This is a genomic window from Streptomyces sp. NPDC002640 (assembly GCF_053592575.1).
The window spans coordinates 41,257-61,962 of record NZ_JBSFVZ010000006.1; the positions used below are offsets into that span (position 1 = coordinate 41,257).

The 20,706-nt window shown below is 74.9% G+C and carries 19 protein-coding genes; 13 read left to right on the forward strand and 6 right to left on the reverse strand.

The genetic code is table 11. From position 1 onward, the window contains the following. Positions 1–156: 156 nt before the first annotated feature. Positions 157–1,743: an alkaline phosphatase D family protein gene (locus tag ACWD3O_RS10155; protein WP_451415539.1), complete on the forward strand. Its 1,587-nt coding sequence runs from the start codon at positions 157–159 to the stop codon at positions 1,741–1,743. A gap of 181 nt (positions 1,744–1,924) precedes the next feature. Next, positions 1,925–2,329, forward strand: a complete 405-nt coding sequence (locus ACWD3O_RS10160) for a VOC family protein (protein WP_451409261.1) — start codon at positions 1,925–1,927, stop codon at positions 2,327–2,329. Between the two features lie 157 nt (positions 2,330–2,486). Here the strand turns inward: ACWD3O_RS10160 and ACWD3O_RS10165 are convergent, their stop codons facing one another. Next, on the reverse strand, positions 2,487–2,849 hold the full coding sequence (locus ACWD3O_RS10165; RefSeq protein WP_451409260.1) for a winged helix-turn-helix transcriptional regulator: 363 nt from the start codon (positions 2,847–2,849) through the stop codon (positions 2,487–2,489). A gap of 95 nt (positions 2,850–2,944) precedes the next feature. Here ACWD3O_RS10165 and ACWD3O_RS10170 point away from each other — a divergent pair, with 95 nt between their 5' ends. Then, complete coding sequence (locus ACWD3O_RS10170; protein WP_451415540.1) at positions 2,945–3,826, forward strand: NAD(P)-dependent oxidoreductase; 882 nt, start codon at positions 2,945–2,947, stop codon at positions 3,824–3,826. A 102-nt stretch (positions 3,827–3,928) separates the two neighbouring features. On the opposite strand, the gene ACWD3O_RS10175 is transcribed toward ACWD3O_RS10170, so the two are convergent. Then, on the reverse strand, positions 3,929–4,768 hold the full coding sequence (locus tag ACWD3O_RS10175) for a DUF4396 domain-containing protein (protein ID WP_451415541.1): 840 nt from the start codon (positions 4,766–4,768) through the stop codon (positions 3,929–3,931). A 280-nt stretch (positions 4,769–5,048) separates the two neighbouring features. On the opposite strand from ACWD3O_RS10175, the gene ACWD3O_RS10180 reads away from it, so the two are divergent. Together ACWD3O_RS10180 and ACWD3O_RS10185 are read left to right on the forward strand one after the other, a co-directional pair. Beyond that, positions 5,049–5,312 (forward strand): DUF6087 family protein, encoded by a 264-nt coding sequence (locus ACWD3O_RS10180; protein ID WP_451415542.1) that lies wholly within the window; start codon positions 5,049–5,051, stop codon positions 5,310–5,312. A gap of 161 nt (positions 5,313–5,473) precedes the next feature. Then, entirely contained in the window at positions 5,474–5,890 is a 417-nt protein-coding gene (locus tag ACWD3O_RS10185) for a TIGR03618 family F420-dependent PPOX class oxidoreductase (RefSeq protein ID WP_451415543.1), read from the forward strand. A gap of 121 nt (positions 5,891–6,011) precedes the next feature. Here the strand turns inward: ACWD3O_RS10185 and ACWD3O_RS10190 are convergent, their stop codons facing one another. Both ACWD3O_RS10190 and ACWD3O_RS10195 read right to left on the reverse strand, forming a co-directional pair. Next, positions 6,012–6,386, reverse strand: coding sequence for a DUF2255 family protein (locus tag ACWD3O_RS10190; protein WP_451409256.1), 375 nt, complete (start codon positions 6,384–6,386; stop codon positions 6,012–6,014). Between the two features lie 140 nt (positions 6,387–6,526). Continuing rightward, on the reverse strand, positions 6,527–7,339 hold the full coding sequence (locus ACWD3O_RS10195; RefSeq protein ID WP_451415544.1) for a peptidoglycan DD-metalloendopeptidase family protein: 813 nt from the start codon (positions 7,337–7,339) through the stop codon (positions 6,527–6,529). Positions 7,340–7,618: 279 nt separating this feature from the next. Between ACWD3O_RS10195 and ACWD3O_RS10200 the strand changes: the two genes are divergently transcribed. The 6 genes from ACWD3O_RS10200 (at position 7,619) to ACWD3O_RS10225 (ending at position 15,918) form a co-directional block, all read left to right on the forward strand. Further along, positions 7,619–9,256: an ABC transporter substrate-binding protein gene (locus ACWD3O_RS10200; RefSeq protein WP_451415545.1), complete on the forward strand. Its 1,638-nt coding sequence runs from the start codon at positions 7,619–7,621 to the stop codon at positions 9,254–9,256. 97 nt (positions 9,257–9,353) lie between these two features. Next, positions 9,354–11,516, forward strand: a complete 2,163-nt coding sequence (locus ACWD3O_RS10205; protein ID WP_451415546.1) for an alpha/beta fold hydrolase — start codon at positions 9,354–9,356, stop codon at positions 11,514–11,516. Then, a complete protein-coding gene (locus ACWD3O_RS10210; RefSeq protein WP_451415547.1) occupies positions 11,513–12,520 on the forward strand; it encodes an ABC transporter permease in 1,008 nt (335 codons plus the stop codon). The genes ACWD3O_RS10205 and ACWD3O_RS10210 overlap by 4 nt, the downstream gene beginning before the upstream one ends. Beyond that, entirely contained in the window at positions 12,517–13,356 is an 840-nt protein-coding gene (locus tag ACWD3O_RS10215) for an ABC transporter permease (protein ID WP_451415548.1), read from the forward strand. Before ACWD3O_RS10210 ends, ACWD3O_RS10215 begins: the two co-directional genes overlap by 4 nt. Further along, the gene (locus tag ACWD3O_RS10220) at positions 13,353–15,221 is read left to right on the forward strand and encodes an ABC transporter ATP-binding protein (protein ID WP_451415549.1); all 1,869 of its coding nucleotides are present in this window, start codon (positions 13,353–13,355) and stop codon (positions 15,219–15,221) included. The genes ACWD3O_RS10215 and ACWD3O_RS10220 overlap by 4 nt, the downstream gene beginning before the upstream one ends. 79 nt (positions 15,222–15,300) lie before the next feature. After that, positions 15,301–15,918 carry a helix-turn-helix domain-containing protein gene (locus ACWD3O_RS10225; protein WP_451415550.1) on the forward strand — a complete coding sequence of 206 codons (618 nt, stop codon included), beginning with the start codon at positions 15,301–15,303 and terminating at the stop codon, positions 15,916–15,918. Positions 15,919–16,018: 100 nt separating this feature from the next. On the opposite strand, the gene ACWD3O_RS10230 is transcribed toward ACWD3O_RS10225, so the two are convergent. Both ACWD3O_RS10230 and ACWD3O_RS10235 read right to left on the reverse strand, forming a co-directional pair. Beyond that, positions 16,019–17,674: a DUF6297 family protein gene (locus tag ACWD3O_RS10230; protein ID WP_451415551.1), complete on the reverse strand. Its 1,656-nt coding sequence runs from the start codon at positions 17,672–17,674 to the stop codon at positions 16,019–16,021. Further along, complete coding sequence (locus ACWD3O_RS10235; protein WP_451415552.1) at positions 17,671–18,366, reverse strand: ABC transporter ATP-binding protein; 696 nt, start codon at positions 18,364–18,366, stop codon at positions 17,671–17,673. The genes ACWD3O_RS10230 and ACWD3O_RS10235 overlap by 4 nt, the downstream gene beginning before the upstream one ends. Before the next feature lie 321 nt (positions 18,367–18,687). Between ACWD3O_RS10235 and ACWD3O_RS10240 the strand changes: the two genes are divergently transcribed. Next, on the forward strand, positions 18,688–18,891 hold the full coding sequence (locus tag ACWD3O_RS10240; RefSeq protein WP_108952184.1) for a cold-shock protein: 204 nt from the start codon (positions 18,688–18,690) through the stop codon (positions 18,889–18,891). A 290-nt stretch (positions 18,892–19,181) separates the two neighbouring features. Beyond that, positions 19,182–20,687, forward strand: a complete 1,506-nt coding sequence (locus ACWD3O_RS10245) for a DEAD/DEAH box helicase (RefSeq protein ID WP_451415553.1) — start codon at positions 19,182–19,184, stop codon at positions 20,685–20,687. Positions 20,688–20,706 lie beyond the last annotated feature (19 nt).

Here is a 20,706-nt window from a genome sequence, read left to right on the forward strand (position 1 = left end):
CCGCGGTGGCTGACGCGCCGTCAATCGACGCCCCGGCAAACCCTTCCGGCCCGGCGCGTCACGGCAATTCATGTCTCGGTCACCCCGGCACCCTCACCGTGTCATCGCCGGGGAGCAGCCTTCCGGATGTCCCAGCCCGACCTCCGAGGAGGCACCATGGCCGACCTGCATCCGTCCCGCAGACACCTCCTGGGCTACGGCACCGCCGGCGCCGCCGCCCTGATGCTCGGCACCGGACTCTGGAGCACGGACACCGCCTGGTCCGCTGCCGCCGTCCCCGACGACCCCTTCACCCTCGGCGTCGCCTCGGGCGACCCCCGCCCGGACGGCGTCGTGCTGTGGACCCGCCTGGCCCCGGACCCGTTCGCCGTCGACGGCCAGGGCGGCATGCCGCCGACGCCCGTCCGCGTCCAGTACGAGGTCGCCGCCGACCGCCGCTTCCGCCGGGTGGTGCGCCGCGGCAGCGTCGTCGCCACGCCGGAGCTCACGCACTCCGTCCACCCCGAGGTCTCCGGCCTGTTCCCGGACCGCGTCTACTACTACCGGTTCCGTGCCGCCGGGCACATCTCCCCCGTCGGCCGCACCCGCACCACCCCGCCGGCCGAGGCCAAGCCGGCGGACCTGAAGTTCGCCTTCGCCTCCTGCCAGGCCTGGCAGGACGGCTACTACACCGCCTACGACCACATGGCCGAGGAGGACCTCGACCTGGTCGTGCACCTCGGCGACTACCTCTACGAGTCGGGCGTGCGCGGCAACCGGCGCGGCGTCACCACCGACCCCCGGTTCCACGGCGAGACCTTCGACCTGGCCCGCTACCGCCTCCAGTACGGCCTCTACAAGTCCGAGGAGCCGCTGAAGAAGGCCCACGCCCGCTTCCCCTGGGTCGTCACCTTCGACGACCACGAGGTGGAGAACAACTGGGCCCGCGACCTCTCCCAGGCCGACACCGAGCCGGACCAGGACCCCGCCGTCTTCCGGGCCCGCCGCGCCGCCGCGTTCCAGGCCCTGTACGAGCACCAGCCGCTGCGCCACACCCAGATGCCGCAGGGCCCGGACATGCGGGCCTACCGCCGCATCCCGTACGGCCGTCTCGCCGACCTCACCATGCTGGACACCCGCCAGTACCGCGACGACCAGCCCGACGGCGACGGCGAGTCCGCCACCAGCACCGCGCGCTTCGACCCGAACCGCACCATCCTCGGCGCCCGCCAGCGCGACTGGGTGCTCCGGAACTTCTCCCGCTCCCCCGCCCAGTGGCAGATCCTCGGCAACCAGGCCCCCATGGGCCAGACCGACAAGGACCCCGGTCCGGCCGAGCTGGTCTGGCTGGACCCCTGGGACGGTTACGTCGCCGACCGCAACCGGCTCCTCGCCGAGGCGGACCGGCGCGGCGTGCGCAACCTGGTCGTCGTCACCGGGGACCGGCACCAGAACTACGCCTGGGACCTCAAGCGGGACTACCAGGACCCCGAATCCCCCACCGTCGGCGCGGAGTTCGTCGGCACCTCGATCACCAGCGGCGGCGACGGCGCCGACATGAACGCCGACGGCGAGAAGTTCCTCGCCGCCAACCCGCACATGAGGTTCTTCAACGCCCAGCGCGGCTACGCCCGCGTCCGCGTCGACCACCGCCGCTGGACCACCGACTTCCGCGTCGTCCCCTACGTCCAGCGCCCCGGCGCCCCGGTCACCACCCGCGCCACGGCGGTGGTCGAGGACCGGGTTCCGGGGGTCCGGATGTGAGGTGACCGCCCCGGGCGCCGGGGGGAGCGCCCGGGCGCGGCCCGGGCCCTCCTCCCCGGACGTCCGGTGGCGGCCTCTTCCGGTGGCACCGGTTCCGACCTAGAATCGGCGGTCGCATCGCGTGCCGGCCGCCGTCCGGGCGGGGCATGGAGGTGCCGGGATATGCCCGTGGAGGCATACCTTGTCCGTCTCGTTCAACCACACCATCGTCCACGCCCGGGACAACCGGGAGTCCGCCCGCTTCTTCGCGGAGCTGCTGGACCTGGAGATCACCGCCGAATGGGGGCCGTTCGTCGCGGTCGCCCTCGACAACGGCGTCACCCTGGACTTCGCCACCGTCCCCGAGGACCACATCGCCACCCAGCACTACGCCTTCCTCGTCTCCGAGGAGGAGTTCGACGCCGCCTACGCCCGGCTCCGGGCCGAGGGCGTCCAGCACTGGGCCGACCCGCGGCAGACCCTGCCCGGCGAGATCAACCACAACGACGGGGGCCGGGGCGTCTACTTCCTCGACCCGTCCGGGCACGCCATGGAGCTGATCACCGTGCCGTACGGCGGCTGGGGGGAGTCCGGCCCCGTCACGTGACCGGCGTCCGCACGGCCACCCGCTCCGGCGGCGGCAGCGACGGCGCGGCAGGGTGACAGCGGCGCGGCGAGGTGACAGCGGCGCGGCCCGGCCCGGCCCGGCCCGGTGGGGTCTCCCCCGGACCGGGCCGCCGCCTGCCGCGCACGCAAGGCCCGGATCAGCCGGGCGAGCGCGGGCCGGCGAGCCGGGGGGTCCGGTTCCGGCCCCAGTCGGCCAGCGGCTCCAGCGCCCGGTTGAGGCGCACCCCGTCCTCGGTGAGCGAGTACTCGACGCGTGGCGGCACCTCGTCGTAGGAGACGCGGCGCACCACGCCGTCCGCCTCCATCTCGCGCAGGTGCGAGGCCAGCACCTTCTCGGTGATGCCGGGAAGCAGTCGGCGCAGTTCGCCGAAGCGGCGGCAGGGCCGCTCGTGCAGCGCCCAGAGGATCAGCACCTTCCACCTGCCGCCGATCACCTCCATGGCGGTGTCGATCCCGCAGACGTGTCCGTCCGGTGTGACCGGACGGTTCGACGTGGTCATCCCACCCCTTCCGACGTGCTCGCTCACCCCGGGGTAACCACCCACTCGGAAGTGCGTACTTGATCACCCCGCGGCCTGCGGCCAGCCTAATCGTCATGACACAGGACACCGCCGGGAAAACCGCGCTCTCCCTTCTGGGCCTCGGATCGATGGGCTCCGCCCTGGCCCGCAGCTGGCTCGCCGCCGGGTACCGGCTCACCGTCTGGAACCGCACCCCCGCCCGCGCCGAGGCGCTCGCCGCCCGAGGGGCCACGGTCGCGGGCGACGCCGCCGAGGCGGTCGCGGCCAACACCCTGGTCGTCGTCTGCCTGCTGGACGACGACACGGTCGGCGAGACGCTGGCCGACGTGGACCTGACCGGCCGCGACGTGGTCAACCTGACCACCGGCACGCCCGCACAGGCCCGCGCCCGCGCCGAGTGGGCCCTGGCCCGCGGCGCCCGGTACCTGGACGGCGGCATCATGGCCGTTCCGCCGATGATCGGTGTCCCGGAGGCCGGCGGCCACGTCCTCTACAGCGGCTCGCGCGAGGTGTTCGAGGCGCACCGCCGCACCCTGGCCGTTCCGGCCGGCACCGTCCACGTCGGCGAGGACGCGGGCTTCGCGGCCCTCCACGACGTGGCCCTGCTCAGCGCCATGTACGGCATGTTCGCCGGCATCGCGCACGCCTTCGCCCTCGTCCGCGAGGAGAGCGTCGACCCCGCGGCGTTCGCGCCGATGCTCGTCGACTGGCTGGTCGCCATGGCCCCGGCGGCCCACGAGACCGCCGGCCACCTGGCGTCCGGTGACTACCGCGAGGGCGTCGTCTCCCCGCTCGCCATGCAGGTCGCCGGGACGCAGACCCTGCTGAGCACCGCGGAGCAGCAGGGCGTCAGCCCGGAACTGCTCGCCCCCTACTTCGGGTTGATGCGCCGCCGCCTGGAGCGGGGCAGCGGGGACGAGGGCCTGAGCGGGGTGGTCGACCTGCTGCGGCGCTGAGCCCCGGCACGGCGCCCGGCCACCTACGAGGGCCGCGCGGAGGCACCGCGCGGCGCCCCTGGCCGGCAAGGTGGCTCCAGCGCTGTGCCCGGCCGACGAGTGTCAGCGGTGCATGGCGAGGTTGCCGAAGAGTCCTGCCACCAGGAAACCGGCTCCGAAGATCAAGAAGCTGACGGCAGTCATGAGGAGCAGCTGGGTGCGGCTCGCGGTGGGCTGCATAGGGTGCTGCTCGTGGCCGGTGCGGGCGGTGGCTTCGTGAGACTCGTGTCCGGACGCGCCGGTGTGAGGCCCGTGTACCGTGCCGGTGTGCTGGGGTGCGCTGTGCGAGTCCGGCCGGTGGTGCTGATGCCCGGTGAGCGCGGCGCCGGCGAGGGCAATCGCGGCGGCTTGGGGGACGGGGGCGTCGCCGTGGCGGACGGTCATCATGCCGTGCTTGAGGCCGTGGTCGACGAGCCACCAGTTCATCGGCAGCGCGACGAGGAAGCCGGCGCACAGGGAGATCGACATGACGAACCAGAAGCGGGCACCGGTGGGGTGCATGGCGGCCATGTCATGGGTCATCCACGGCACCATGACGGCGGTCATGCCGCCCATGACCGCGTTCATGGACAGCAGCTCGGAGGCGAAGGTTCGCTTCAGGGACTCCCGGTAGGTGCCGAACATGCTCTTCATGAAGAGGGCCTGGAAGACAGTCCAGCCGAACAGGAAGCCGAAGGCGTACTCGCACAGGACATCGGCCCACATGGGGATCCCGATCGCGGAGGTGACCACGGCCGCGGCCAGGATGCCGACGCCGTCGCCGGCGACGCAGTGCATGGTGGAGCCGACGACCTGCCGCCACTTCGCCGCGACGTACTGCTCGTGGGTGCCCGGAAGCGGCTCGCGGCAGCTCAGCACGTACAGCAGGGCTCCGAACAGACCGCTGAACGCGGTGATGATCACGAAGCCTCACTTCATGACCGTGGCCTCGGGCGTCGTACGGATGTCGACGGCCACGTACACGACGGCGATCGCGACCTGGAGCAACCACAGCAGCATCACACCGTCGAGCAGCATGCGGCCTCCCAGCGCCGGCGAACCAGCGCAACCTCCTCAGGACCGGAACGCATTCGACTCCAGCACACGACCCACCCGGCGTCCATTCCAGCGCACCCGCCTAGACGAGTGAGGTGTTCCTGTCGGATCAGATGGCTGACCACAGGAAGACGCCCGCGATGCCCTGATGCAGGATGACGAACCGCTGGAGGAGTGGGCTCGCCGGCGCGATGCACGCCAGGCCGCCTCGAAGGGCAGACGCCGCGCGGTGCCGCTCGGTGACGGCCCGCACCGCGGGGCCCACGTAGACCCCGACTTGGCCGCCGCGAAGACCCTGTTCTGTCCGCCGCCGCCCGTACAGGAGAAGCCCGCCCAGTGGGACCGGCCCGCCATGGGCGAGGGGCGCGGCCGGCACCGGAAGCCGTCCTCTGCTGAGGTTCGGGACCAGTAGGTGCGAGGTCTGTCCCGGCCTCGCACCCTTCGCTCATCTCGAAGCCGCCTCTCTCGGCCGCAGCACCCGCCCCTCTGACGCGGGTCGCTCCGCGTTACGGTCGAAACGACCTGCACGGCGCCGTCCCGGCATCCGAGCCATCGCACCGAGGAGACCGACCGTTGGACACCGCCCCCCTGCCCACCGACGGAGACCTGTTCTGGCAGGAGCGCCGGACCTGCTTCCTGACCACCCTCCGCCCCGACGGCTCCCCCCACACCACCCCGGTCGGCGTCACCTACGACCCCGAGACGCGGATCGCCCGCGTCATCACCGACGGCTACAACAAGAAGGTCCGCAACGTCCGTGCCGCCCTGGCTGCAGGGGTCGAAGCCCGCGTCAACGTCAGTCAGGCCGAAGGCCGACGGTGGTCCACCCTCGAAGGCACCGCCGTCATCAAGGACGACCCCGCCGCCGTCGCCGACGCCGAGCGCCGCTACACCGAGCGGTACAAGACCCCGCGCGTGAACCCCAACCGGGTCGTCATCGAGATCACCATCACCCGCGCACTGGGACCCATCAAACCCTCCGGCTGGTAGGGATGACTCGGCTACCGAGCGATCCCTGATCCGTACAGCGGTGGGCCGATGTGCTCAGGTCGCATGAGGCCGTCACACCACCAACAGCTCGCGTCCCGCGCGGTGATCCGTAGGAAACTGCCTAGTCGCGCGGGTCGAGCCGCATGGTGGTGGAGCGGGCGGACTCGCCCAGGATGGCCTCCAGGGAGGCCGGGTAGCCCTCGTACTTGGCGTAGTACGCCGCGTCCACCCGCTCGTTGACCGCCGGGTCGGCGTCGACGACGGTGACGTCCTTCTCGACGCCGCCGGCGCGGACGCGGCCCTGGTGGCGGGCCCGGGTGCCCCGGTACCAGCGGGACGCGGGGCCGTAGACCGACCGGACGTACAGGTCGTCGGCGTCCCGCACCACCCAGATCGTGCGCCAGTCGCTCAGCCCCCCGTCCTCGGCGACGGAGGCGATCTCCAGTTCCTCCGCCTCGCCGATCCCCGTGAGTTCGGTGCTGGTCCACGTGGTCATCACTTCTCGGCTCCTCGCTGGGGTCGGTGCGCGCCTTCCTCCCAGCGGACCGCCCGGCCGGAGCCCCCGCCACCCGTGGGCGTCCGGACGGGCCAACGGCGCGCACCGTCCGGACGCCTCGGGGTGCCGGCGACGACCCGTCAGCAGATCGGGACGCCCGGCAGCTGTGCCGAGGGATGGTCGATGTAGATGTTGGAGACGAAGCCGTTCTGGTCGCGGAGCTTGCTCCACCAGTTGTTGGTGTAGCCCTCGGCGTTGACCGTGTCGCCCTGCTTCTGGCAGACCACCCACACCGAGGTCGGGCCGCCCAGCGTGGCGACCACCGGCGCGCTCAGCCGCGCGTCGGCGCGGACGTTGACGCCGCTGCCCCAGGTGCGGAAGGCGGCGCCGCCGCTGCCGCCGCAGCCGTTGTCGCTGGTCAGGTAGGCCTGGTGGTAGGAACCGGGGTAGGAGAGCCCGGCGCCGTTGATGACGATGTTCTGGCCGGTGCCGTTGTAGAGCTGCTCGTAGTGGATGTGGGCGCCGGAGGAGTTGCCGGTGGAGCCGGTGGTGCCGATCTGCTGGCCCTGGCTCACGTAGGCGCCGCTCGGGACCGAGTAGGCGGCGAGGTGGAAGTAGTAGGTGCGCCAGCCGCCGCCGTGGTCGATGACGATGTAGTTGCCGGCGCCGCTCGCCTGGGAGTGGCGGGTGGCGGTGCCGGCCGCGGAGGCGAGGACCGGGGCGCCGGCGGTGGCGCCGCCGTCCGCGCGGACGAAGTCGAGGGCACGGCGCACCTCGGCCGAGTGGTGGCTGTACGTCCAGCGCTGGCCGCACGGGAACGGCGCCTTGAAGTTGGGGGCGGCGGCGATCACGGCCGTCTCGGCCGGCGCCGCCTGCGCGGGGGCCGCGGACAGGCCGGTCAGGGACAGCAGGGCGACGAAGAGCAGTGCGGGCAGACGTCTGAGCAGGGACAAGGAGTCCTCCTCGCTGGGGGGAACGACGCTCGACGCCCGGAACGTAGGGCCGCCGCCCCGCCCGCCACAAGAGTGCCTTCCGGCCTTCCGGCCACCTCCCGCAACCGGAGCGGCCGCCCTCCGGCACCGGCCGGGGGCGGCGCCGGTGTCCGCGTATAAGGCGCCCTTTGACGTGGCCAAAATCTTTCGGTTACTGTCACCGCCCAAGTGGACACTTCTGGTGGACAAGCGACCGGAAGAGCGAGACGTACGGACGTACGGAGTGAGGACGGTGGCCCCATGGCGGCCTCGGAGACCGGCGGTGCGCTGAGCCGTCGCAGACTGCTGGGCCTTTCCGCGGCCGGAGCCGGTGTGCTCGCGGCCTCCGGGCTGCTCGGGGCGTGCGCGCCGCAGGCCGCCGACCAGGACGGCAAGGGTGGGGCACGGGGCGCGGACGGGCCGGTCGGCGAGCTGACCTTCGCCCTCCCCTCCTCCATCTCCTCGCTGGACGTCGGCCGCGAGTCCGGCGTGCTGAACTACCTGGTGGCGACCCTGGTCCAGGAGTCCCTGCTCTCGGTGACCCCGGCCGGCGCGCTCGAGCCCGGCCTGGCCACCTCCTGGAAGCAGCCGGACGCCACCACGTACGTGTTCACGCTCCGCCGCGGCGTGGTCTTCAGCGACGGCACGCCGTTCACGGCCGCCGACGTGGTCGCCTCCGTCGAGGAGATCCGCGCCCCGGAGAACGCCTCGGTGCTCGCCTACGCCTTCGCCGGCGTGAAGTCCGTCGAGGCCACCGGTTCCCACGAGGTCACCGTCCGGCTCAAGGCCGCGGACGGCGCCTTCCTGTGGAGCGTCGCCCCGGGCTGCCTGCCGGTCGGCAGCGAGAAGTTCCTGCGCGCCAACCGCGGGCGGATCGGCACCGAGAAGACCCTGCTGCTGGGCACCGGCGCCTACCGGATCACCGAGTTCGCCGCCGACAGTCACGTGCTGCTGGAGGCCAACCCGCGCTGGTGGGGCGAGAAGCCCGCGGTGTCCGAGCTGAAGCTGACCTTCGTCCCGGACGCCGGCACCCGCCTGGTCGCCATGAAGTCCGGCTCGGTGGACGGCGCGCTCGCGCTCGCCTCCGACGAGACCAAGGGCTGGGACTCGGCCGCCGAGGTCGCCTACACCGCGGACCGCTCCGTGGTCTCGCTGGCCTTCGACACCTCCAAAGCGCCCTGGAACGACCCGCACGTGCGCCGCGCCGTCGCGCACGCCGCCGACCGCGAGGGCATGGTCGAGGGCATCCTGCAGGGCAGGGCAGAGGTCGCCGACGCCCTGGTCTCCCCCGCCATGTGGGGCGATCTGATGCCGGCCGACGAGGTCGAGGCCGCCTACTCCCGGATCCCGGCGTACCCGTTCGACCTGGACAAGGCCCGTGCGGAGCTCGCCCTCTCAGGGCACGCGGACGGGTTCACCGCCGAGCTGCACTACCCGGCGAGCGGCCCCCAGGTCGGCAAGGCCGCGCTGGCGCTGGCCGACTCGCTGAAGAAGCTCGGCATCACCCTGAAGGTCAAGGAGATCACCCTCGAGGCCTGGGTGAACGAACTCGGCTCCGGCAAGCAGCCGCTGCAGTTCCTCTGGTACTTCCCGGTGACCGGCGACCCGGCGGAGCTGGCCGACGCCTACCTCAACGCCGCCGCCACGGCCACCAACATCGCCCACTACGACGAGCCGGCCGTCAACGAGGCGCTGGACGCCGCCAGGACGGACACCGACCCGGCGAGCCGCGGCCGGAAGCTGATGACCGCGGTCACCACCGCCGCCGAGGACCTGCCGTACCTGCCGCTGTGGTGGGCGCGGACCGCGACGGCGCTCTCCCGGGACATCGTCCTCCAGGAGCCCGGACCGTTCGCCTTCGTCGGCCCCTGGGCGACCCGGATCCGCAAGGCCGCCTGAGCGGCCCGCGGTTCCTCCCCCTGACCGGTGGGCGGGGACGACGGCCCCCGCGCCGTCCCCGCCCACCCGCACGTTCCCTCCAGACACGGACTCCCGCATGCACAGCCCCGACACTCCCCCGTCCCCGCAGCGCCCCGCGGCCGCCGCCGTCCGGCGGGTCCGGGAAGCCATGCTGCGGCTGGTCCACCCCGCCGAGGCCCGCGTCAGCCCGGACGGCACCACGGTGGCGGTCACCGCCGCCGCCCCGGACCACACCGGCATCGTGCTCGCCCCGGTGACCGGCCACGGCGCCGCGGACCCGTCGCCTGCGGACCGGGCCGCGGGCCACGGCACCACCACCTGGCGGCACACCCCGCGCTGGCTGCCCGACTCCCGCACCCTGCTGCACGTCGCGCACCCCGAGGACGCGGACCATCATCCGCATCTGGCCCTGCTCGACACGGTCACCGGTGAGGCCCGCACCCTGCTCCGCGCCCCCGGCGAGGTCGAGGACCTGCTGCTCGCCGACGACGGCGCGCAGGCCCTGCTGCTCACCGCGGACGACGGCGCGGAGCGGGACGGGATGAGCCTCGGCCTGCCCGTGCGGCTGGGCCCCGCCCCGGACCCGGAGCGGTTCGCGCCCGGCCTCGGGCGCCGCCGGCTGCACCTGGTGGACCTCGCGACCGGCGCCGCCCGCGAGGTCGGCCCCGAGGGGCTCACCGTCTGGAACGCGGCCTGGCGCGGCGGGAACGTCGCGGTGGCCACCGTCTCCGAGGAGACCCTGCCCGCCGGCTACTACGGGGCCCGCTTCGCCGCCCTGGACCTCACCACCCGCACCGCGCGCACCCTGCACCTGCCCGAGGGCCAGCTCACCGCGCCCGCGATCGACGCGGAGGGCCGGCGCGCCGCCGTGGTCGAAGGCATCTCCATCGTGGCCGGACGCCCGCTGCTGATCGACCTGGCCACCGGCGCCGTCACCCGCCCCGCCGGCCTGGAGGACCTGACCTGGCTGCGGTTCGCCGAGCCGGCCCACGGTCCCGGTCCCGGTCAGGTGCAGGGGCAGGGGCAGAGGCAGGAGCAGGGGCATCAGCCGGAGCGCGGGCACGGGTCCGAGCAGCCCGGGCCCGGGCCGGCCGGATCCCGCTCCGCCGCCGCGGTGGGCGGACCGGGCCTGTGGCACGCCGGCTGGGACGGCTTCGGCTCCCGCGTCGGCCGCGTCACCGACCGCGGCGAGCCCCTGACCGGCTGGCACGGCCCGGTGACCCTCACCGGCCCCGGCTTCGCCCCCGCGCTCTCGCTGAGCGCCGACGGCCGCACCGCCGCCACCGTGCTGGACGCCCCCGGCCGCCCCGCCGAGGCCGTGGTCGCCGCCACCGAGGGCCCCGACGCCTGGAACTGGCGTCCGGTGACCTCCCTCAACGCGGGCCTGCGGGTCGACGGCTTCCGCACCTCCACGACCACCTGGACCTCCGCCGACGGCACCCCCGTCCACGGCCTGCTGCTGGACGCCCCGCACGCCCCCGCCGGCCCGCTCCCCCTCGCCGTGCTGCTGCACGGCGGCCCGTCCTGGCTCTGGACCCGCGCCCACACCCCCGGCGACGTGCTGGGCCTCGCCCCGGCGCTCGCCGCCGCCGGATACCGGGTGCTGCTGCCCAATCCGCGCGGCAGCAGCGGGCGCGGGCTGGACTTCGCCCGCGCGGTGGTCGGCGACGTCGGCGGCGGCGACCTGGAGGACGTGCTCTCGGGCGTGCGCCACCTGGTCGACGCCGGCCTCGCCGACCCGGACCGGACGGCGGTGCTGGGCCACAGCTACGGCGGCCATCTGGCCGCGCTGGCCGCCGGCCGCACCGGCCTGTTCCGCGCCGCCGTGGTGGTCTCCGCGCCCGCCGACTGGGTCAGCTTCCGGGACACCAGCAACATCGGCGGCGGCTACGACGACACGTACGGCATCCGGCCGCAGGCCCGCACACGCTCCGCGGTCGCCGCCGAGGGCGGCCCCGGCACGCCCACGCTGATCGTCCACGGTGCCGAGGACCGGGTCACCCCGGTCGGCCAGGCCCACCAGCTGTACCGCTCGCTGAGCCGCGCGGGACGGGCCCCGGTCGAGCTCTACGTGTACCCGGAGGAGGGCCACGAGTTCACCGGCCCCGACCGGGTCCTGGACGCCGTGGGCCGCGTCGAGGCCTGGCTGGCCGAACACCTGCGGGGCGGTGCCCCGGCCGACGGCGGGTCCGGCGACGCACCCGGCGGACCCCAGACACCCAAGGGAGGCGAGAGATGACCGCGGGATACGTCCTGCGCCGGCTCGGCGGCACGCTGGTGCTGCTCCTCGTGCTGTCGGTGGCGGTGTTCGCGCTGCTCCAGGCGGCGCCCGGCGACCCGGCGCGCACCCTCCTGGGCCCGCGCAACGCCACCCCCGACGCGCTGGCCGCCGTACGCGCCCGGCACCACCTCGACCAGCCGTTCGCGGTGCAGTACCTGCGCTGGGCCGGCGACGCGCTCCGGCTGGACCTGGGCACCTCGATCCGCACCGGGGCGTCCGTGGCCGCCACCATCGGCGGACGGCTCGCGCTCACCGGGCAACTGGTGGGACTCGGCCTGGCGATCGCGCTGCTGCTGGGCGTGCCCGGCGGGGTCCTCGCCGCGCTGCGCCGCTACCGGGCGACCGACCGGGCGGTGCAGACCGCCTCGCTGGTCGCGCTCTCCACCCCGGCGTTCGCGGGCGGGCTGGTGCTGATCTACGTCTTCTCGCTGATGCTCGGCTGGTTCCCGGCGTACGGGCCCGGCGAGGGCGGCGAGCGGCTGCTCCACCTGGTGCTGCCCTCGGTGGCGCTGGCGCTGGGCGTCACCGCGGTGCTGCTGAAGCTGACCCGGGCCGCGGTGATCCGGGAACTCGACAAGGACCACGTGGTGTTCGCGCGGGCCCGCGGGGTCCCCGAGCGGCGGATCCTGGTCCACTACGTGCTGCGCGGCGCGCTGGTCCCGGTGCTCACCGGCGTCGGGCTGGTCGTCGCCTACCTGCTGGCCGGCACGGTGATGGTGGAACAGGTCTTCGCCCTGCCCGGTCTCGGCTCGCTGCTGGTGGACTCGGTGACCTACCGGGACGTCCCGCTGGTGCAGGCGGAGGCGCTGCTGATCGCGGTGCTGGTCTGCCTGGCCGGCCTGCTCACCGACCTCGCCCAGCCGCTGGTCGACCCCCGCCTGCGTCCGGTGGCCGCCACGCCCCGCCGCACCGGGTCTCCGTCCGGCGGCTCCTCCCTCCGGGAGACCGGGGAGCCCCGATGACCGCGCCCGCCTCCGTGACCGCCCGGCCGCGCCGGATCCGTCCGCTGACCGCGCTGAGCGCCCTGGTGGCCGTGCTGCTGCTGGCGGCCGCCGCGTTCGGCCAGACGCTGCTGCCGCACTGGGACGCCCAGGACATCACCGCCGGCGCCCGGATGCCCGGCGGCGGACACCTGCTCGGCACCGACGAACTGGGCCGCGACATCGCGCAGATGGTGATCGCCGGCGCCCGTTCCACGCTCACCGGCGCCGCACTGGTCGCCGTCGGCTCCATGCTGATCGGCAGCGTCCTGGGCCTGCTCGCCGGCTACCTCGGGGGCTGGACCGACGTCCTGGTCCGCCGCTGGGCCGACCTGCTGCTGGCGGTCCCCGCGCTGCTGGTCACCCTGGTGGTGGCCGGCATCGGCGGCGGTGGCTGGACCCTCGCGGTCTGCGCCCTGGTCGTGCTGACCTCACCGTCCGACATCCGCCTGGTGCGCACCGCGGTCCTGGAGCAGCGGCACCTGCCGTACGTGGAGGCCGCCGAGACACTGGGGCTGTCCCGGCGCACGGTGATGCTGCGGCACATCTGGCCGAACACCCTGCCGGTGGTCGTCGCCAACACGCTGCTCAACTTCGCGGGCGCCGTGGTCTCGCTGAGCTCGCTGTCCTTCCTGGGCCTCGGCGTCCCGCCGGGCGCGCCCGACTGGGGCCGGATGCTCTCCGAGAACCGCGACCTGCTGTGGACCAACCCGAGCGCCGCGCTCGCGCCCGCCGTTCTCATCGTCCTCTCGGCCGTCGTGCTCAACCTGCTCGGCGACCGTGTCCTGGAGGCCTTCTCCGAGCGAGGCAAGTCGTGACGACCACCACCGCATCCCTCACCGCGACGACCCCGCTGCTGGAGGTCGACGGCCTGTCCGTGGCCGCCGACGCGGGGGCGCGCGCCGTCGTCGTGGACGGCGTGTCGCTGACCGTGGCGCCCGGCGAGTGCGTCGGGGTGGTCGGCGAGTCCGGCAGCGGCAAGTCGCTGACCGTGCGGGCCGTAGCCGGTCTGCTCCCCGAGGGCCTGCGCGTCACCGGCGGCACGGTCCGCCTCGACGGCGAGGACGTCCTGGGCCTCGCCCCCCGCGCCCGGGCCGCGCTGCGCGGCCGCCGCATCGCCCTGCTGATGCAGGACCCGTTCGCCATGCTGCACCCCCAGCTCACCTGCGGCCGGCAGATCGCCGACGGGCTGCGCGGCTTCGACGGCCGCGGGCGTGCCGTCCGCGCGGCGCGGCGCGCCGAGGTGGAGCGCCGCCTCGCCGAGGTGGGACTCGACCCGTCGGTCGCCGACCGGCACCCGCACGAACTGTCCGGCGGCATGCTCCAGCGGGTGGCCACGGCCGCCGCGCTGGCCGGCGACCCGGAACTGCTGATCGCCGACGAGCCGACCACCGCCCTCGACACGGCCACCCAGGCCGCCGTCCTGGACCTGCTGGGCGGCCTGCGGCGCAGCCGCGGCATGGGGCTGATCCTGATCACCCACGACCTGCGGGTCGCCTTCTCCGCCTGCGACCGGGTGCACGTGCTGTACGCCGGGACGGTCGTCGAGCACGGCCCCTCCGCGGAGCTGCGGGCCGAACCCCGGCACCCGTACACGGCGGCCCTGCTGGCCTCCGAGCCGTCGGCCCAGGAGCGCCGCCCCCGCCTCGCCACCGTCCCGGGCTCCGTCCCGGCCCCCGGCGAGCGCGGTCCCGGCTGTCCCTTCGCCGAACGCTGCGCCTTCACGGCCCCGGCCTGCCGCACGACCCCGGTCTCCCTCGCGCCGGCCGGCGAGGACGCCGCGGCCCAGGGACGGGCCACCGCCTGCCTGCGGGCCGCCGAGCTCGGACGGCTCGACCCTCCCGCCGACGACGTCCCGGCCGGGGTCCGGCCGGAGGCGCAAGACGGGGGCGCCGGGCCCGACACCGCCGACGACGCCGCGCTGGTGGTCCGGGGGGTGGGCCGCCGGTTCGGGTCGGACGGCGGGGACCGGCAGGCGCTCGCGGACGTGTCGTTGACGGTGCCGCACGGCGAGGTGACGGCGCTGGTGGGGCGGTCCGGCTCCGGCAAGACCACGCTGGCGCGGATCGCCATCGGCCTGGAGTCCTACGACTTCGGCACCGTCCGCACCGGCCCGGTGGAACTCCCGCGCGGCCGCCGCCCGTCCACCGCGGACCGTCGCCGCCTGGCGGCGCACGCGCAGATCGTCTTCCAGGACCCCTACGCCTCGCTGAGCCCGCTCCGCACCGTCGGCGCCACCCTCCGCGAGGCCCTGGACGCCGCCCGGCGCGGCGGACGCGGCGGCGCCGAGACCGTGGAGTCGCTGCTGGCCCGGGTCGGCCTGCCCGAGCGGTACGCCGGCCGCCGGCCCGCCGCCCTCTCCGGCGGCGAGCGCCAGCGCGTCGCCGTGGCACGGGCACTGGCCGCTAGGCCGCGGCTGCTGATCTGCGACGAGGCGGTCGCCGCGCTGGACGTGTCGGTGCAGGCGCAACTGCTCAACCTGCTCGACGAGTTGCGCAGGGACCAGGGTTTCGCGGTGCTGTTCATCACCCACGACCTCGCCGTGGTGCGGCAGATCGCCGACCACGTGGCGGTGCTGCACGACGGCCGCCTCGTGGAAACCGGCCCGGCGGCACGGGTGTTGGACGCCCCCGAGCATCCCGAGACCCGGCGGCTGCTCGCCGCCGTCCCCGCCCCACGGTAAAGTCGGGCACCCCTGACCTGCACCTTGTCCTACGACCCTGACCTGCGACCCTGACCCGCGACGACGAAGGAGGCCGACGGTGACCGGGACGAGCACCCGGGCGGCGGTCCCGCGCCAGGCCGGCGACGTGCCGGAGTCCGCCGCGCCGACCGCGTCCGGCACCCGCGCCTCGCTCGCCGGGAACGTCAACCGGCGTCGCCTGGCACGGGGGTTGAGTCTGCGGGAGCTGTCCGCGGCGACCGGCGTCAGCAAGGCGTTGCTGTCGCAGATCGAACGCGCCGAGGCCAACCCCACGGTGGACGTCCTGGTGCGGGTCGCGGACGCGCTGGAGACCACCTGCGACGAGCTCCTGCGCCGCCCGCTGCTCCACCCGGAGATCGTCCGCGCCGCCGACCTTCCCGAGCCGCCGGACGAGACCTCGGTGCACCAGCTGTTCGCCGGCCACGAGCCGGGCCGGATCGAGCTGTACCGCACGCGCCTCCACCCGCACGCGCAGAGCCAGTTGAGCTCGCACGGCGCGGGCTCGGTGGAGTACGTGGTGGTCCTGGCCGGGGAGGTCACCCTCACGGTGGACGATCGCCGGTACCACCTCGGCACCGGCGACAGCGCCCGCTTCGACGGGCTGAGCAGCCACTTCTACACCACCGACGCGGCCCCCGCCGTCACCCTCACCATGGTCGGCCACCCGCGCCACTGACGGCACAGCACGGCGCCGCACGAGGGCACCGACCGGACAGCCACACCGACCGGACGGCCACACCGACCGGCCGGCAGTACCGCGTCGCGCGGCGCGCGGCTCACGGTCGTGCCAGCGCGCGGGCCCGGCGCCGGGCCCACAGCAGCAGCGCCGCCGCCACCGCCCAGCAGGCCAGGAGCCGGACCGGCCCGGGGCCCTGGGCGCCGCCCGCCGCGGCCGTGGCGGTCAGGACGCCGGCCACGGGTCCCGCCGCGTTCCACAGCAGGGCCAGCATCGGCCCCGCCCCGGCCAGGGCGGGGGATCCGTACAGCCGCGCGGCGGGCGTGGCGGGCCGGTAGGCGCCGACCAGACCGGCCGCGACGAGCACCGGCACCGCCCCCAGGAGCCACCCCGGTACCGGCCCGCCGCCCGTGGCCGCGGCGGCGAGGACGCCCACCGCCGTCAGCACCGCCACCGGCACCACCGCGTGGGCCACCGCGATCCGCTCGAACGGCCGGGGCGACCAGGCCGCCCGGCGCGGGTCGTCCCCGTCCAGCCGGGCCGGCTCCAGCAGCCGTGCCGCCGCGCCGTACGCGGCCAGGGCGGCCGCCACCGTCGCCAGCGGCCCGCGTCCGGCCGCCGCCACGGCGAGCAGCAGCAGGAGCAGCGCCGTACCGGTCCGCCGGGGCGCAACGGCCAGGGACACCGCGTCCCGCCAGACCACCAGCAGGCTCGGGGAGCCGGGCGCGGCGAGCCGCCCGGCCCACCGCGCGAGCCGTCCCCGGCCCCGGTCCCCGCGGGCGCGGGCCGTCGCCAGCCGCACCACCCGCGCGTCCGCGGCCAGGAGCCCGGCCAGCACCCCGTCGGCCGCCCGGGCCCGCGCGCGCAGGGTCTCGCCGGGGATGCCGCCCACGCACCGCAGCGCCGTCCACAGGGCCGCGGCGGTGGCCGCCGTCAGGAGCAGCGCCGCCACCGGCCAGCCCGGCGCCGTGCCGCCCGCGGCCGCCAGCACCGGCTGGGCCGCCCAGCCCCACGGCCCCGACCACAGCTCCGCCGTCTCCAGCCACCGCACCCGGTCACCCCCTCGCGCCGCCGCCACCGCCTGCGCCCCGCCCAGCAGCAGCGCGGCCACCGCCCAGGGCGTGACCCGGTGCACGGCGTCCGCCGCACGGCGGGAACGCTGCACCACCGCCGCCACGGAGACCGCCAGCAGCGCCAGGCACAGGGCGCAGCAGAGGCAGGCCGCGGCCAGCGGGCCCAGGTCGCCGAGCCCGGTCGCGGTCAGCAGCCCCGCCCCGACCAGGCCCAGCAGCAGCCCCGCGGTGGACCAGATCCCGGCGGACAGCCAGAACCAGGGCAGCAGGAAGGTCCGCCGCCGCACCGGAAGGGTCAGCAGCAGGTCGACCACGGGGGCGGGCGGGGTCACCGGTCCCCGCCACAGCGCGTCGCGGACGGTGGCCCACACGACGAGGGCGGCGGCCGTGGTCAGCCCGGCGGGCAGCACGGCCTCGGTGACGGCGGCGTGCACGGCGAACGGCCGCTGCCCGGACTCCGCGAGCAGCCCCGCCAGGAAGAGGCCGTACCAGCCCCCGAGCAGGACCACCGCCGTGTAGAGGCGGGAGACGAACCGCCGTCGCGCCTCGGCCCCGCGCCGGGCCCTCAGCCAGGCGCGCACCTCGGCCGTCCGGTCCGGGGCCCGCTCCGGACCGCCCGCCCGCTCCCCGTCCACCGGCGTCCTGGTACCGCTCGTACCGCTCGTACCACTGATGCCGCTCACTTCTCCGCCCCCGCCTCCGCCCCCGCCTCCGCGAGCACCCGCTCGGCGGGCCCGTCGGCGACCACCTCGCCGTCCCGCATCAGCACCACCCGGTGGGCGGCGCGGGCCAGCTCGTGGTGGTGGGTGGCGTAGAGGACGGCGGTGCCCCGGTCGCCCTCGGCGCGCACCAGGCCGGCGAGGCGGCGGCGCGCGCCGGGGTCGAGCCGCTGCTCGGGCTCGTCGAGCACCAGCAGGTCGCGGGGCCTGAGCAGGGCCGCGCCGAGCAGCAGGGACTGGAGCTGCCCGGAGGACAGCGCGCCGGGCAGCGACTCCCCGTGCGCGTCCAGCCGCATCTCGCGCAGCACGTCGTCGATCCGCTCCCGCGCCACCCCGTGGCCGACCGCCACCAGTTCCAGGTGCTGCCGCACGGTGAGGTCGGGGTACCAGCTCGGCGTGTCGGCGACGACGGCGACCCGGGCGCGGACCCGGGGGTCGTCCTCGGTCATCGGCGCCCCGTCGAGGAGAACCGTTCCGGCGTCCGGCCGGTCCCGCCCGGCGGCGATCCGCAGCAGGGTGGACTTGCCCGACCCGTTCGGCCCCATCAGCGCGACCCGTTCGCCGCGGGCGATCTCCAGCCGCACGGTCCGCAGCGCGACCCGCTCCCCGTAGCTCCGGCTCACTCCGTCGGCCGTCAGCAACGTCGTCGTCCCCACCCCGCCGTTCCTCCCCGGGCCCGTGCCCGCCACCGGCCCTTCCGCACGGTCATCAGACCACGAACGGCGTCCCCGGACCGGTGACGTACCTCATCCGGAAGCCGTCGGTAGACCCGCGGACGGTTCTTCTGTGCTACGGTCGCAGAAGTTGCAGTTTTGGTTCCCAGAGGCTTCGAGTGCTCTTCCGACCCTTTCGTCGACGAGCACTCTTTTTGTTTTCGGCAGTTTCACCGCTTGCCGGGGATCTCCGGACGGGAAATCATCGCAGCGACTCCGGTTCCACGCGGTGTGGATCCGGGCATGCCCAGAAGGAGATTCAATATGGCATCTGGCACCGTGAAGTGGTTCAACTCGGAAAAGGGTTTTGGCTTCATCGAGCAGGACGGCGGCGGCCCCGACGTCTTCGCCCACTACTCGAACATCGCCACCTCCGGCTTCCGTGAGCTTCAGGAGGGCCAGAAGGTGAACTTCGACGTCACGCAGGGCCAGAAGGGCCCGCAGGCCGAGAACATCGTTCCCGCCTGACGCTGACGCGTTCGACGGACCGGGGCCCGCACTACGCAGTGCGGGCCCCATTCCCGTGCGGTTCCTGCCGCGCGGACGCCCGGGCGGCGCCCCGCCGCCCCTTCCGGACGCACTCGGTACGGACATTCATCTCCCGTACACGTCCGGCTCATTCTTCCGGCGCAGCCGCCGCCTTCTCCGGCCGGCGCTGTTTCGCCCACCCACCGGCTCAAGTATTGCGAATACCCGCACGGCGCTCGCCCGCCCGGGGGATTCCTCGATACGTGTGCCGCATCGAGGAAGGTTCCGCCTTGAACCGCACCACCCGCTCCAACGGCTCGCGTCCCGACCGCCGCCCGTCCGACGGCTCGGGCTCCGGCTCGCGCGGCGGCCGGTACCGCTCGCAGGGCTCCGGGGCCGGCCGTCAGGGTGCCCCGTCCCGCAAGGGCGGCACGCGCCGCCCGGGCTCCCCGGCCCGTTCCAGCGAGTTCGCGCCGCCCGCCACCCTCACCCCGGCGCTGCCGGCCGTGGAGTCGTTCGACGCGCTGGACCTGCCGGCGGCGCTGCTGTCGGCGCTGACCGCGCAGGAGGTCACCGCGCCGTTCCCGATCCAGGCGGCCACGCTGCCGAACTCGCTGGCCGGGCGTGACGTCCTGGGCCGCGGCCGGACCGGCTCGGGCAAGACGCTGGCCTTCGGGCTGGCGCTGCTGGCCCGTCTGGCCGGGCAGCGCGCCGAGTCCAAGCAGCCGCTGGGCCTGGTCCTGGTGCCCACCCGTGAGCTGGCGCAGCAGGTCACCGACGCGCTCACCCCGTACGCCCAGGCGCTGCGCATGCGCATCGCCACGGTCGTCGGCGGCATGTCGATCGGCCGCCAGGCGGGCGCCCTGCGCGGCGGCGCCGAGGTCGTGGTGGCCACTCCGGGTCGGCTGAAGGACCTCATCGACCGGGGCGACGTGCGGCTGGACCGCGTGTCGATCACGGTGCTCGACGAGGCCGACCAGATGACCGACATGGGCTTCATGCCGCAGGTGACCGCGCTGCTGGACCAGGTGCGCCCGGACGGGCAGCGGATGCTGTTCTCGGCGACCCTGGACCGCAACGTGGACCTGCTGGTGCGCCGCTACCTGCACGACCCGGTGGTCCACTCGGTGGACCCGTCGGCGGGCGCGGTCACCACGATGGAGCACCACGTGCTGCACGTGCACGACGCGGACAAGCACGCCACGACCACGGAGATCGCCGCCCGCGACGGTCGCGTGATCATGTTCCTGGACACCAAGCACGCGGTGGACCGGCTCACCAAGCACCTGCTGTCGGTGGGCGTGCGCGCCTCGGCGCTGCACGGCGGCAAGTCCCAGCCGCAGCGCACCCGGACGCTGGCGCAGTTCAAGGACGGCCTGGTGAACGTGCTGGTCGCCACCAACGTGGCGGCGCGCGGCATCCACGTCGACAACCTGGACCTGGTCGTCAACGTGGACCCGCCGGCCGACCACAAGGACTACCTGCACCGCGGCGGCCGCACCGCCCGCGCCGGCGAGTCCGGCACGGTCGTCACCCTGGTGCTGCCCAGCCAGCGCCGTGAGATGGACCGGCTGATGGCGGACGCCGGCATCACGCCGCGGATCGCCAGGGTCCGCTCGGGCGAGGCGGAGCTGACCCGGATCACCGGCGCCCAGGCCCCGTCCGGCGTGCCGGTGGTCATCCAGGCCCCGGCCGCGGCGGCTCCCGCCGCGCGTTCCGCGGCCTCCCGCCGGGGCCGGCGCAGCCGTCCCGCGCAGGGTCGCCGCCGCACGCCGGGCGGCGGCTCCGCCCGCTGACCCGGCGCGACGGTCCCCG

Bases quoted from the DNA above. Each gene is read 5' to 3' on its own strand.
- ACWD3O_RS10215 (WP_451415548.1), top strand. From the start codon at position 12,517: ATGACCGCGCCCGCCTCCGTGACCGCCCGGCCGCGCCGGATCCGTCCG.
- ACWD3O_RS10210 (WP_451415547.1), top strand. From the start codon at position 11,513: ATGACCGCGGGATACGTCCTGCGCCGGCTCGGCGGCACGCTGGTGCTG.
- ACWD3O_RS10205 (WP_451415546.1), top strand. From the start codon at position 9,354: ATGCACAGCCCCGACACTCCCCCGTCCCCGCAGCGCCCCGCGGCCGCC.
- ACWD3O_RS10170 (WP_451415540.1), top strand. From the start codon at position 2,945: ATGACACAGGACACCGCCGGGAAAACCGCGCTCTCCCTTCTGGGCCTC.
- ACWD3O_RS10180 (WP_451415542.1), top strand. From the start codon at position 5,049: ATGCAGGATGACGAACCGCTGGAGGAGTGGGCTCGCCGGCGCGATGCA.
- ACWD3O_RS10200 (WP_451415545.1), top strand. From the start codon at position 7,619: ATGGCGGCCTCGGAGACCGGCGGTGCGCTGAGCCGTCGCAGACTGCTG.
- ACWD3O_RS10155 (WP_451415539.1), top strand. From the start codon at position 157: ATGGCCGACCTGCATCCGTCCCGCAGACACCTCCTGGGCTACGGCACC.
- ACWD3O_RS10190 (WP_451409256.1), bottom strand. From the start codon at position 6,386: ATGACCACGTGGACCAGCACCGAACTCACGGGGATCGGCGAGGCGGAG.
- ACWD3O_RS10240 (WP_108952184.1), top strand. From the start codon at position 18,688: ATGGCATCTGGCACCGTGAAGTGGTTCAACTCGGAAAAGGGTTTTGGC.
- ACWD3O_RS10165 (WP_451409260.1), bottom strand. From the start codon at position 2,849: ATGACCACGTCGAACCGTCCGGTCACACCGGACGGACACGTCTGCGGG.